Consider the following 11771-nt stretch of genomic DNA (forward strand, 5'->3'; position numbering starts at 1 on the left):
GCGAATCTTAGGCGAGCATCGGTTCCATGCTCACGCGCAGCACATCTCCCATCCCAGCCTCGATAAGGCTCTCTATGAGGTCCGCGTGGTAGCGGTCGTCGGTGACGAGCATGTCTATCTCCGAGACCGTGCCGAAGGCGAAGCCCGTGTCCAGACCTATCTTTGAGGAGTCGGCCAGGAGGTAGTGCGTGCGCGAGTGCTCGAGCATCAGGGCGTTCACCGCCGTCTCCTGTGGGGTTGCGGTGTTGAGCCCGCGCACCACGCTCAGGCCCGAGCATCCCAGGAAGCACTTGGTGGCCTCCACGCTGCGGATGTTTGCGCAGGCGAGCTCGCCGGTGAGGGAGGACTTCCGGGGCCTGAGCTCTCCGCCCGTCAGGAGCACGGAGACGGAGCTCGGCACCTCAACCAGCGATACCTTGCGGTTGTTGGTGATCACGGTGACGTCCTCCGCCTCTATGTAGTTGATCATCGATATGGCGGTCGAGCTGGTGTTGATGAAGATGGAGTCCCCGTCCTGCACGAGAAGCGCCGCGGCACGGGCGATGGCCTTGTTGGCGCGCACCTGCTTGGAGCCAGACGGCCTTCCCATGGGATTGAGCAGCGAGGCGGAGCCGTAGGACCTCGAGGCGATCTTGTTTTCCTCGAGGTAGTCGAGGTCTCGTCTGATGGTGAGCGCCGACACCGAGAAGTGGTGCGCGAGCTCGGCGATGCTCATGTGCCCCCTGAGCTCGAGAAGGGAGGCTATCTCGTTCCTGCGGGCGTCGATGCTCGCCTGGCTTCTCTTCATGCCCAGCTCCCTTGCGTGATGCCACAAACGAACGAATGGGAATCCTATATGATCGAGTTTAACCTTTACGGGTCAAAACGACCCCCATTCAGCTCGCAGACATTGTTTAAGGCATTTATAGAAACTCTTGAATCATATAAACGTTCGTAAAGAACATATAGGCTATCTAGCTGGCAATATTAAAAAAATAACGTTCATTTAGTCTTGCTACACGACATATTCCCCTATATAATCTGCAAATGAAATTCTGTTTTTCTTCATATGGGATGTGCTTGGAAAGGAAGGTGGAACGTGCTGAGCGATCTTGTGAGCGAGGAGCTCATCCAGCTCGACGTCGAGGCCACCAACTGGGAGGACGGCGTGCGCAAGTCCGCCCAGCCCCTGGTGGACGCGGGCAAGGTCACCCCTGCCTACGTGGACGACATCGTCAAGGGCGTCAACGAGCTTGGCCCCTACATCGTCATCACCGAGCACGTTGCGCTGCCCCATGCCCGTCCCGAGCAGGGCGCCCTTGAGCCTGCGGTGGGCATCACCGTGCTCAGGGAGCCCGTTGAGTTTGGGAGCAAGGACAACGATCCCGTGAAGTTCCTGTTCCCCCTGAGCGCCAAGGATAGCGATGGCCACATCGCCGCGCTACAGTCGCTCGTCGAGCTCCTCTCGGACCCCGAGTTCTTCACGCGTCTGGAGGCAGCTCATTCACCGAAGGATGTCATGGGCCTCATCCATGACATGGAAGGGAGTTTGTAATGGCCGATAAGAAGTTTCGTGCGCTTGTCTGCTGCCGTGCCGGCATGGGCTCGAGCATGATGCTCAAGATCAAGTGCGACCAGGTCATCAAGGAGTCCAACCTCCCCATCGAGACCGAGCACGGCAACCTCGACTCGCTCAACGGCTTCACGGGCGACCTTGTGGTCACCATGTCCGACCTCACCGACGAGCTCGCCGTCGACCCCCGCGTCCCCTATGCCGTGGGTGTCAAGAACATCGTCGACAAGGCAGAGATCAAGGCTGGTCTCGTCAAGTATCTGGCCGAGCAGGGCGTCGAGGTCTCTGAGTAGACCCCTGGCCTAGCCAGTGGCCTCAGGGCCAAAACACATAGCCATTCCCCCAGGGGCTGTGGGCTCATGATTCCAGTTGGGACCATGGCCTTGGGGTGCTCTGTCGAAAAAACCGGTTCAAAAAGGAAGGAAATGCCATGGTTAACGCAATCCTGATGCAGCTGCGCGACACAGCGGTCATCATGGGCGCCATCGCCCTCATCGGACTGCTGCTCCAGAAGAAGTCCGCCGTTGACGTCTTCTCTGGCACCGTCAAGACCATCATCGGCTTCATGATCTTCAACATCGGCTCCAGCGCCATGTCTGCCCAGGTGACCACCTTCGCCACCATGTTCAACACCGCATTCGGCGTGCAGGGCGTCGTGACGCAGGTCGAGGTCGCCACCTCCCTGGCACTCAACACCTACGGCACCGAGGTCGCCCTGGTCATGGTCCTCGGCTTCATCATGAACATGGTCTTCGCCAAGTTCACGAAGTTCAAGGCGGTCTTCCTGACCGGCCAGCACTTCCTGTACTTCGCCTGCGTTCTGGCCCTGGTCTTCATCTCCCTGGGCGCCCCCTTCATCGTCACCGTGGTTCTCGGCGGCGTGATCCTGGGCTTCTGCGGCGCCGCGCTTCCCTCCTTCTGCCAGCCCTTCATGAACAAGCTCACCGGCGCAGAGAACACCATCGCCATGGGCCACTTCAACGACATCGGCTATGCGGTCTCCGGCTACATCGGAAAGCTCTTCTCCAAGCAGCACGAGGCGGAGCTTGCCTCCGGCTCCTCCGACGACCGCGAGCTCCCCGAGTTCTTCAAGCTCTTCCGTGACTTCGTGTTCTCCGTGGCGCTGTTCATGATCGTGCTCTTCTACATCGTGACTATCGCCTGCTTCCTGACCGGCCACCTGGTCAAGGTTCCCGACGACCCCACCAACGTGAATAACGTCATCCTCAAGGCCATGGGCAACGACATCTGGTTCATCTGGCCCTTCCTCGCCGGCCTCCAGTTCGCCGCCGGCATGAGCGTCCTCATCTACGGCGTGCGCCAGTTCATCGCAGAGATCACCGCCGCCTTCGTCGGCATCTCCGAGAAGCTCATCCCTGACGCCATCCCCGCCGTTGACTGCCCCGCCATCTTCCCCTTCGCGCCTAACGCCGTCATCCTTGGCTTCATCGGCTCCTTCGTCGGTGGCCTCGTGGCAATGGCCGTGATGGTTGCCCTGCACAGCCCCACCATCATGATTCCTGCCGCCGGCATCTGCTTCTTCTCTGGCGGCACCTGTGGCGTCATGGGCTATGCTTACGGCGGCTGGCGCGGCGCCCTGCTCGGCTCCTTCGTCATCGGCATCTTCCTCTGCGCCGGCCCGTTGGTCCTGTACCCCGCGTTCAGCGCCCTGGGAATCACCGGAGCCTCCTTCCCCAACGTCGACTACAACATCGTTGGCTCGATCATCTACGGCATCGGTCACCTCTTTGGCGCATAAGCTCGCCTGAGCAGCTTCAGGGGCCCGGCGGCAACCACCTGCGGTGGGCGTCTCCGGGCCCTTTTGCTAGAAAGGACTCTGGAGGGTCACATGTCTCAAGCAAAGCCCAAGGGATCGCCAAGGCTTCCCGACCGCGGCTCCCTTCCCGACGAGGAGATCGAGCTCGTGGTGGAGGAGGACCGCATGCATCTGGTCCTCGAGGCCTTCGCATCCTTCGCCTGCGTCCTGGCCCTGCTCCTTGGCGCGCTGGCCCTCGTGGAGGCGGCAGGCGCCAGCTCGAACATGTGGCTCGTGCTCCTGGCCCTGTTCGCCCTGACGGCGGTGTGGTTCATCTCCAGGCATGCCGGGAGGCTCTTCCGCAGGTGGATGGCCCATACCCCCGTCATGGAGCTGGGCGAGAGGCACCTCTTCGTCTGCAGGGAGTCCAAGCGGGAGCAGGCGCTCTGCGTAAGCTACGAGAGCATTGGCCAGGCCAGGGTCCAGCGCGAGGGCGGCAAGCTGCGCCTGCTGCTCAAGGGGCCTTGGGTCGAGCATCCCTCTGGCTACGAGTACGTGGCAGTCTCCCGACCCTTCGCCAAAGAGAGCCTCGACTCCCTTGAGGAGGAGCTCGTCTCGGCTCTGCGCGCCCACGGTGTGAGCGTCGCGTCCTAGCACCACGTCAGCATCCATCTCCAAGATCAAGGAGGAAACATGGCAAGCGACAAGGAACAGGTCCAGGAATTTCTGTCCATCATGAACGAGGAGGTCATGGCCTTCCAGGCCGGCATCGACATCGACGCCCTCGCCGCGGCAAGGGACCTCATCCGCTCGACCGAGAAGGCCGGCGGTCGCGTGCACGTCACCGGCATCGGCAAGCCGGGCCACGTGAGCGGCTACGTGGCGTCGCTCCTCTCGTCCACGGGAACGCCCACCTACGAGCTCCACGGCACCGAGGCCGTCCATGGCTCCGCAGGCCAGGTCCTTCCCGGCGACGTGGTCATAGCCATCTCCAACAGCGGCGAGACGGTCGAGCTCAAGGCCACCGTCAACTGCCTCAAGTCCAACGGGGCAAAGATCATCTCCGTGACCGGAAACCCCGAGTCCTGGCTTGCCCGGCAAGGCGACGTGGCCCTCATCGCCGGAGTCAGGCGCGAGGGCGACGACATGAACAAGCCTCCCCGGGCGTCCATCGTCGCCGAGATCCTGGAGCTGCAGTGCCTCTCCATCCTGCTGCAGAACGACTACGGCCTGAACCCCACCCAGTACGTCAAGTGGCATCCGGGCGGGGCCCTGGGCGCGTCCATCCGCGAGGGAAGGTAGGGCGCATGGCACTCTTCTCTGGCGTCATCGTCCCCATGGTCACGCCCTTCAGGCGCGACGAGGGACAGACCATCAACTACGAGGCCGGCGAGCAGCTCGTGGAGAAGCTCGTCGCCGCCGGCGCGAGCGGCATCTTCACCTTCGGCTCCAACGGCGAGTTCCACACCTGCACCCCCGACGAGAAGATAGGCTTCTCGAAGTTCGTGGTAGAGAGGGTCGCCGGCCGAGTTCCCGTCTACGTGGGCACCGGCTCCTGCTCTACGCGCGAGGCGTGCGAGATGTCCAGGAGGGCGGAGGCGATCGGCGCAGACGCGCTCTCGGTCATCAACCCCTACTTCATGAAGGTCTCCGACGCTGAGGTCAGGAGCTACTTCGAGGCCGTTGCCCAGAGCGTGAAGATCCCCATCATCCTGTACAACATCCCCAAGTCCACGGGCATGAACCTCTCGCCCGAGCTCGTGGGGGAGCTCGCCCGGATAGACAACGTCAAGGGCGTCAAGGACAGCTCCGGCAACATGGACAACCTCGCCGGCTACCTCCAGGCCGCAAGGGGCAACGACGTGGACGTGCTCGTGGGCTCCGACGGCAAGATCTCCGAGGCGTTCGCGCTTGGCGCCTCGGGCACCATTGCGGGCACGGCCAACCTCATCACTGACGTGGTGGTCAGGCTCTGGGAGGCCCTCGAGGCGGGCGACGCCGAGCTCGCGGCTCAGCTGCAGGCCGAGGTGGAGCCCATTCGCGACGTGCTTCACCTGGGGTCCACCCCCCAGACGCTCAAGCGCTCGCTCGAGCTCTCCGGTATCCCCGTGGGTCCAGGCCGCGCCCCCGTCTCTGAGACCACGCCCGACGTGGACGAGAAGATCAAGGCGATGCTGGACCACTACGGCATCAGTCACTCAGCGTAGGAAGAGGGGGCCATCATGCAGATGCAGAAGATGTGCGTCACCAAGAGGCTCTATGACTGCGGCGCCCTTGCCGTGGTGCGCGTCGAGACCGTGGAGCGTGGCTGCGAGATAGCCGAGGGCTGCATCAGGGGCGGCGTGCCCTGCCTCGAGATCAGCTACACCAACTCCAACGCGGGTGAGGTCATCTCCGGCATCAAGGCGAGGTTCGGCGACGAGATCTGCATCGGCGCGGGTACCGTCATGGACGAGACCACCGCCCGCCTCGCCATCATGTCCGGCGCCGAGTTCGTCGTTGCCAACATGAGCAGCCTCGCCGTCGCCGAGACCTGCAATCGCTACCAGATCCCCTACGCCCCCGGCTGCACCACGGTGACCGAGGCGGTCCAGGGCATGGAGAGGGGGGCGGCGTTCATCAAGGCCTTCCCCGTCTCCAACGTCTATGGCCCTCAGCTGGTCAGCCTCTTCAAGACCCCCACCCCCTGGATGCCCATCATGGCTTCTGGCGGCATCAACCTGGAGAACCTCGCCGAGTGGGTCGAGCGTGGCGTGGACTGCTGTGGGATGGGGAGCCTCCTCACCAAGGGGTCCGTGGACGAGATCGCCGCCAACGCCGCCCAGGTGCGCAGGATCATTGACGAGACGCGGGCCAAGATGGCGTAGTTGCCCGCCTTTGGGGTGAGCACGTCCGCCTCGTCGCCAGGCCCTCTGGCGACGAGGCGGTTTTTTTCGGGCCTTTTCTGCCTGCTGTGCCGTCACCTACTGGTGGCCTGACGGACGAAAAAGGTGAGATTCGGCCTGCCAGGCCCGCAATGCCGTCGTTTGGCGGCGGCATTGCGGGCGGGAAGTCGGGCCTCGGCCCTTCTCGGGCCACGGACCTACCGGGGCAGGGACCTCAGGGTGGGCACGCCAAGCTGCGAAAGCCGCTCCAGCAGGGCTAGATCCTCGGCATCGGTGATGACGGCCGAGAAGTCAGTGACCGAGGCGAAGCGGAAGAGCCCCGGACGGTGGAACTTCTCCTCCTCCACCAGGAGGAAGCGGTAGGAGGCGTTGTGGATGACGCGCTTGTCGCCCTCGGCAATAAGGTCGGCAAGCAGGAGGTTGGTGCGAGAGACGTCGAGGAAGATGGAGTCTCCATTGTTTATCTCGAGATAAGCGCGCTTCGCCACCGCCCTGCGCGCCTGCAGGGCGGTCTCGTCCCTCTCGCGCTCGACGGACACGGGCTCAAAGACGCGTCCCGTGCCATCCCAGGGCCAGTGGTCGCCTGAGGCGCTGGCGTGGCTTGGGGGCCTATGGCGCCCGGCGCGCTGCGCCGCCTGCGGGGCGGGTGGCCCAACGCGCCGGGCGCCGCCGTAGTAGCGCTCGCAGCGGCCCTCCCTCGAGAGCGTCTGGAGGTCCTTCCGGATGCTGTCGACGCTTACGCCAAAGCGCCGCGAGAGACCCTCCACGCTTGCCGAGCCCTCAGCATTGAGGATGGCAACGATTTGCTCCCTGCGTTCATGGCGAAACAAGCGTGCCCCCTCCCGCCGCCTGGATGCCCGGTGGTTATCCCTAGCTAGAAAAATACCCCTCGAAAGCTTGGGAAAAGGCACCGTTGGCCAAAGGTGAAGAAAAAATGTACATTTTTAGTACAAAACAGGAAAGAACAGGAATAGAATGTGCGCGTAATGAGGAGCGCCAAGGGTTTGAGCGCAGCACGTGATCGGTGCGCGCCGGCCCGGAGGTGCCTTCGCCTGTTGAAGGGACGAGGAAGCGAAGGGAGGTACTACATGAGCGCAATGTCTGACATGCTCAAGAGGGAGAACGTGCAGATCGTCGAGTCCTGCAAGGACTGGGAGGATGCCATTCATGTTGCCGTCCAGCCCCTGGTTGATGGCGGCTTCGTCACGCCCGACTACATCGCGGGCATCATAGAGAACACCAACAAGTTCGGTCCCTACTTCGTCCTTGCTCCCGACCTGGCGCTTCTGCATGCGCGCCCCGAGCAGGGCGTGGTGGAGCAGCAGCTCGCGGTGACCATCGCCCGCACGGGAGTCGAGTTCAAGCCCGGCGAGCCGGTGCGTGTTCTCGTCACCCTGGCAGCGACCGACCCAGACTCTCACCTGGACGTCATGCGCATTCTCGCGACGATGTTCGCCGATCCCGCAAACATCGAGAAGGTCGCCACCGCAGCCAGCGCAGACGAGGTCTACAGGCTCTTCATGGAGGCATAGGCCGCCCAACGCGCGCCGTGCGGCAGGTGGCGCAGGGCGCGCCGGCAATGCAAGTGGAACGAAGCACGTACATCGCAACAGAGGGAGGAAACATGGCAGTGCTCGACTTCATAGTCAACATTCTGTCAACGCCAGCCATCCTGGTTGGCCTTCTCGCGCTTGTGGGCCTGTGTCTGCAGCGCAAGCCCATCGAGGACGTCGTCAAGGGCACCATCAAGACCATCGTGGGCTTCCTGGTGCTGTCCGCAGGCGCTGGCTTCCTGCAGACCGGCTCCCTGCTCGCCTTTGGCGAGCTCTTCAACTACGCCTTCAACATGCAGGGCGTCGTTCCCAACAACGAGGCCGTCGTGGCTGACGCCCTCCAGAACTTCGGTACCAGCTCGGCCCTCATCATGGCCATCGGCATGGCGCTGAACATCGTTCTGGCGCGCTTCTCCCGCATGCCCTACATCTTCCTCACCGGCCATCACACCCTGTACATGGCGTGCATGATCGCCGTCATCCTGGGTGGCGCCGGCCACCTCGAGGGAGCTGCCCTCTACCTTGCAGGCGGCTGCCTGCTGGCGCTCATCATGGTCCTCTCGCCCGCCTACTGCCAGGTCACCTTCCGCAAGGTCACCGGCTCTGATGGCGTGGCCCTTGGTCACTTCGGCGGCCTCGGCTACTGGTTTGCCGGCCTTGTGGGCCGCCTCTTCGCCAAGGACCCCAACCGCAAGAGCACCGAGGAGATCAGCTTCCCCAAGCGCCTCATCTTCCTGCGTGACACCACCGTTTCCATCTCCATCACGATGATGATCTTCTTCCTCATCGTCGTGGCCGTCGCCGTGGCCAAGGGCCTGCTGGGCATCGTTCCCGCCGGCACCGACCCCAAGGCCGCAGCTGCCCTTCTTGAGCCCTACGGCCTGACCGTCGCCAACGTGGGCGGCCTGCTTAACATCGGCACCGAGACGACCAGCAACTGGATCGTCTGGGCCCTCACCTCCGGTATGAGCTTCGCCGGTGGCGTTTACATCATCCTGTCCGGCGTCCGCCTGATCATCGGCGAGATCGTCCCCGCCTTCAAGGGCATCGCCGACAAGCTGGTCCCCGGCGCCAAGCCTGCGCTGGACTGCCCCGTGGCCTTCACCTATGCCCCCAACGCCGTCATCATCGGCTTCCTGAGCTCCTTCGTGGGCGGCATCGTGGGCCTGCTCATCCTCAATGGCGTCAACGCCGCAATTCCCGTCGCCCTCATCCTGCCTGGCGTCGTGCCCCACTTCTTCTGCGGTGCAACCGCAGGCGTCTTCGGCAACGCCGAGGGCGGCCTCAAGGGCTGCATCGCCGGCTCCTTCGCCCACGGCCTTCTGATCACCTTCCTGCCCATGGTCTGCATGCCCGTCTTCAGCGCCCTGGGCTACGTGGGCAGCACCTTCTCTGATGCCGACTTCTCCTGGATGGGCATCGTCTTCGGCAACGCCGTGAACTTCGCCCAGGGTGGCCTGCTCGTGGCCGTCTGCGTCATCGCGTTCCTGCTGCCGATCGTCTACAACTTTGTCGCTCCCAAGAAGAACGAGGCGTAGGCTCAGCACCACGCCAGAGGTCTTTGGACCGAGACGTGCGGGGGCCGAGAACCAGCGTGGTTCTCGGCCCCTTTCTAAAGAGCGGTATTTGTTGGCGTTGTGTCATACCCAGTTTTAGCTGGGCACAAAATGGATAGACTGAACACGGCAACGACGCGGCGCAACAGGTGGGCCGCGCAGCAGAAGAAGGAGAACGCTCATGGCTATTCGCAAGATTATGTGTGCGTGCGGCTCTGGCCTTGGCTCCAGCCTCATCGTCCACATGAATACCGAGGAGGTCGTCAAGAAGCTCGGTCATCCCGAGGTCGAGGTTGACCACACCACCATCTCCGACATCAACCCCACCGCGGCTGACCTCTTTGTGGTCGGCGCCGACCTCGGTGACTTCATCTCTGGCATCCCCGAGGAGCAGAAGGTCGTTCTCAGCAACATCCTCGACAAGGCGGAGCTGGAGGAGAAGCTGAAGGCCCACCTGGGCTAGGCGTCCCTTGCCGGTTCGCGAGGCGCCCTGCGCATTGCGAGCCGTTTTGTTTGCGACATCTCACGACGTGCATTGGAGGCACAGTGAAGGAAGAGGAACTGAAGGAGGCAACGCTGCTCGCGGCCAAGGTCCGTCGAGACGTGCTGGCCATGCTGCAGCACCGCGGCTACGGCCACGTGGGAGGATCCCTCTCCCTGGTCGAGCTCATGGCCGACCTGTACACCAAGCAGCTCAGGCATGACCCCGCCAACCCCAGGTGGGAGGAGCGCGACCGCATCGTGCTCTCGAAGGGCCACGCGGGTCCGGTCGAGTACTCGGTGCTGGCCGAGAGGGGCTTCTTCCCCAAGGAGTGGCTCATGACCCTGAACGACGGAGGCACCAGGCTTCCGTCCCACACGGACCGCCTGAAGACCCCTGGCGTGGACGCCACCACCGGATCTCTGGGCCAGGGCACCTCCGAGGCAGCGGGCATCGCCATGGCGCTCGCGCTCAAGGGCTCCGCGTCCTACACCTACCTCATCGTAGGTGACGGCGAGCTCAACGAGGGACAGTGCTGGGAGGCGTTCCAGTTCATCGCCGCGAAGCGCCTCTCCAACTGCATCGTCTTCATCGACAGCAACAAGAAGCAGCTTGACGGCACCATCGAGGAGGTTCTCCCCGCGTTTGACTACGTGGAGAAGATGAGGGCCTTCGGCTTCAACACCCAGAAGGTCGATGGCCAGGACATCGCTGCCATCGATGGCGCCATCGAGGCCGCGAAGCAGAACAAGTCCTCCGCCAACTGCATCGTGCTCGACACCATCAAGGGCGCAGGCGTCCCCTACTTTGAGAACGCCGCTGCCAACCACTCCATGAAGTGGAACAACGAGGAGATCAACAAGGCTACGGACGAGGCCATTGCCGCGCTTGACGCCCAGATCGAGAGGGGTGAGGCGTAGTGTTCAGGCTTTCCGAGAACCTCGGCTCCAACGGCACCGCGTACCGCGACGCAATCTGCGACACCATCATCGAGCTGATGCAGGAGAACGAGAGGGTGGTCATGCTCGAGGCGGACCTTGGCGGCGCCTCGGGAACCTCCAAGATCCAGAAGAAGATCCCCCAGCAGTACGTGCAGGTGGGCATCGCAGAGGCCGACATGATGGGTATCGCCGGCGGCATGAGCTCCGAGGGCTTCATCCCCTTCACGCACACCTTTGGCCCCTTCGCCACCAGGCGTGCGTTTGACCAGATCTACCTTGCTGGCGGCTATGCGCACAACACCATCAACATCTGGGGGTCTGACCCCGGCTTTACCGTCGGCGCCAATGGCGGAACCCACACCACCTGGGAAGACGTTGCCCTCATGCGCACCATCCCGGGATCTGTGGTCTGCGATGCCGCCGACGCGGTCCAGGCAAGCTGGATAGTGCGAGAGTTTGCCAAGACCGAGGGCATCCACTACCTACGCACCGGACGCAAGAACGCCCCCTCCATCTATGCCGAGGGCTCTGCCTTCGAGATGGGCAAGGGCAACGTCATCCGTGAGGGCTCCGACGTGCTGATCATCTCTGCCGGACAACTGGTGGCAGATGCCCTGAAGGCCGCCGACGCCCTCCAGGAGCAGGGCGTCTCCGCCGAGGTCATCGACATGTTCTGCATTAAGCCCTTGGACGAGGGGCTCGTGCGCTCCGAGGCCGCCGGCAAGCGCGCCGTCGTGACCTTCGAGAACCACAACGTCATCGGCGGCCTGGGTGACGCGGTTGCCGCAACCCTCATGGAGGGCGGCATCGCCGTCCCATTCAAGCGCCATGGCGTATGCGAGCGCTTCGGTCAGGTGGGCACGCCCGAATTCCTCCAGGCTGAGTTCAAGCTCACTGCCTCCGACCTCGTCGAAAGCGTGAAGTCCCTGCTGGGTTAAGCTCCGCTGACGGCGCAGGCTGTACCAAGAATTAACGCCTCGCACGGGCCGGCGTCTGCCATCATGGAGACGCCGGCCCGCTTGTCTGGACCGCCTTGGAGCATCGTCT

General features: G+C 63.1%; 14 protein-coding genes. 12 read left to right on the top strand and 2 right to left on the bottom strand.

Features of this window, described 5'->3' with window-relative positions; genetic code table 11:
* Positions 1–7: 7 nt before the first annotated feature.
* Positions 8–787, bottom strand: a complete 780-nt coding sequence (locus CZ375_RS07680) for a DeoR/GlpR family DNA-binding transcription regulator (RefSeq protein ID WP_077598623.1) — start codon at positions 785–787, stop codon at positions 8–10.
* Positions 788–1078: 291 nt separating this feature from the next.
* Here CZ375_RS07680 and CZ375_RS07685 point away from each other — a divergent pair, with 291 nt between their 5' ends.
* The 7 genes from CZ375_RS07685 (at position 1079) to CZ375_RS07715 (ending at position 6175) form a co-directional block, all read left to right on the top strand.
* On the top strand, positions 1079–1534 hold the full coding sequence (locus CZ375_RS07685; protein WP_077598624.1) for a PTS sugar transporter subunit IIA: 456 nt from the start codon (positions 1079–1081) through the stop codon (positions 1532–1534).
* The gene (locus tag CZ375_RS07690; protein WP_077598625.1) at positions 1534–1845 is read left to right on the top strand and encodes a PTS sugar transporter subunit IIB; all 312 of its coding nucleotides are present in this window, start codon (positions 1534–1536) and stop codon (positions 1843–1845) included. The genes CZ375_RS07685 and CZ375_RS07690 overlap by 1 nt, the downstream gene beginning before the upstream one ends.
* Positions 1846–1982: 137 nt before the next feature.
* On the top strand, positions 1983–3311 hold the full coding sequence (locus CZ375_RS07695) for a PTS ascorbate transporter subunit IIC (protein WP_077598626.1): 1329 nt from the start codon (positions 1983–1985) through the stop codon (positions 3309–3311).
* Positions 3312–3401: 90 nt separating this feature from the next.
* Entirely contained in the window at positions 3402–3962 is a 561-nt protein-coding gene (locus tag CZ375_RS07700) for a hypothetical protein (protein ID WP_077598627.1), read from the top strand.
* Positions 3963–4001: 39 nt separating this feature from the next.
* Positions 4002–4610: an SIS domain-containing protein gene (locus CZ375_RS07705; RefSeq protein WP_077598628.1), complete on the top strand. Its 609-nt coding sequence runs from the start codon at positions 4002–4004 to the stop codon at positions 4608–4610.
* 5 nt (positions 4611–4615) lie between these two features.
* Entirely contained in the window at positions 4616–5515 is a 900-nt protein-coding gene (locus CZ375_RS07710; protein ID WP_077598629.1) for a dihydrodipicolinate synthase family protein, read from the top strand.
* Positions 5516–5530: 15 nt separating this feature from the next.
* Positions 5531–6175: a beta/alpha barrel domain-containing protein gene (locus CZ375_RS07715; protein WP_097677391.1), complete on the top strand. Its 645-nt coding sequence runs from the start codon at positions 5531–5533 to the stop codon at positions 6173–6175.
* 215 nt (positions 6176–6390) lie between these two features.
* Here CZ375_RS07715 and CZ375_RS07720 read toward each other — a convergent pair whose 3' ends face one another.
* Positions 6391–7023 (bottom strand): DeoR family transcriptional regulator, encoded by a 633-nt coding sequence (locus CZ375_RS07720; RefSeq protein WP_077598630.1) that lies wholly within the window; start codon positions 7021–7023, stop codon positions 6391–6393.
* 258 nt (positions 7024–7281) lie between these two features.
* Here CZ375_RS07720 and CZ375_RS07725 point away from each other — a divergent pair, with 258 nt between their 5' ends.
* The 5 genes from CZ375_RS07725 (at position 7282) to CZ375_RS07745 (ending at position 11662) form a co-directional block, all read left to right on the top strand.
* Complete coding sequence (locus CZ375_RS07725) at positions 7282–7725, top strand: PTS sugar transporter subunit IIA (protein WP_077598631.1); 444 nt, start codon at positions 7282–7284, stop codon at positions 7723–7725.
* A gap of 92 nt (positions 7726–7817) precedes the next feature.
* On the top strand, positions 7818–9284 hold the full coding sequence (locus tag CZ375_RS07730; protein ID WP_077598632.1) for a PTS ascorbate transporter subunit IIC: 1467 nt from the start codon (positions 7818–7820) through the stop codon (positions 9282–9284).
* Between the two features lie 199 nt (positions 9285–9483).
* Positions 9484–9765 (top strand): PTS sugar transporter subunit IIB, encoded by a 282-nt coding sequence (locus CZ375_RS07735; protein ID WP_077598633.1) that lies wholly within the window; start codon positions 9484–9486, stop codon positions 9763–9765.
* Between the two features lie 83 nt (positions 9766–9848).
* Positions 9849–10703: a transketolase gene (locus tag CZ375_RS07740; protein ID WP_077598634.1), complete on the top strand. Its 855-nt coding sequence runs from the start codon at positions 9849–9851 to the stop codon at positions 10701–10703.
* Positions 10703–11662 (top strand): transketolase family protein, encoded by a 960-nt coding sequence (locus CZ375_RS07745; RefSeq protein WP_077598635.1) that lies wholly within the window; start codon positions 10703–10705, stop codon positions 11660–11662. The genes CZ375_RS07740 and CZ375_RS07745 overlap by 1 nt, the downstream gene beginning before the upstream one ends.
* The last annotated feature ends 109 nt before the right edge of the window (positions 11663–11771 follow it).

Source organism: Olsenella urininfantis, assembly GCF_900155635.1.
In the GTDB taxonomy this organism is placed as follows: domain Bacteria; phylum Actinomycetota; class Coriobacteriia; order Coriobacteriales; family Atopobiaceae; genus Olsenella_G; species Olsenella_G urininfantis.

Bases quoted from the DNA above. Each gene is read 5' to 3' on its own strand.
- CZ375_RS07690 (WP_077598625.1), top strand. From the start codon at position 1,534: ATGGCCGATAAGAAGTTTCGTGCGCTTGTCTGCTGCCGTGCCGGCATG.
- CZ375_RS07725 (WP_077598631.1), top strand. From the start codon at position 7,282: ATGAGCGCAATGTCTGACATGCTCAAGAGGGAGAACGTGCAGATCGTC.
- CZ375_RS07710 (WP_077598629.1), top strand. From the start codon at position 4,616: ATGGCACTCTTCTCTGGCGTCATCGTCCCCATGGTCACGCCCTTCAGG.
- CZ375_RS07715 (WP_097677391.1), top strand. From the start codon at position 5,531: ATGCAGATGCAGAAGATGTGCGTCACCAAGAGGCTCTATGACTGCGGC.
- CZ375_RS07695 (WP_077598626.1), top strand. From the start codon at position 1,983: ATGGTTAACGCAATCCTGATGCAGCTGCGCGACACAGCGGTCATCATG.
- CZ375_RS07705 (WP_077598628.1), top strand. From the start codon at position 4,002: ATGGCAAGCGACAAGGAACAGGTCCAGGAATTTCTGTCCATCATGAAC.
- CZ375_RS07730 (WP_077598632.1), top strand. From the start codon at position 7,818: ATGGCAGTGCTCGACTTCATAGTCAACATTCTGTCAACGCCAGCCATC.
- CZ375_RS07700 (WP_077598627.1), top strand. From the start codon at position 3,402: ATGTCTCAAGCAAAGCCCAAGGGATCGCCAAGGCTTCCCGACCGCGGC.
- CZ375_RS07680 (WP_077598623.1), bottom strand. From the start codon at position 787: ATGAAGAGAAGCCAGGCGAGCATCGACGCCCGCAGGAACGAGATAGCC.
- CZ375_RS07735 (WP_077598633.1), top strand. From the start codon at position 9,484: ATGGCTATTCGCAAGATTATGTGTGCGTGCGGCTCTGGCCTTGGCTCC.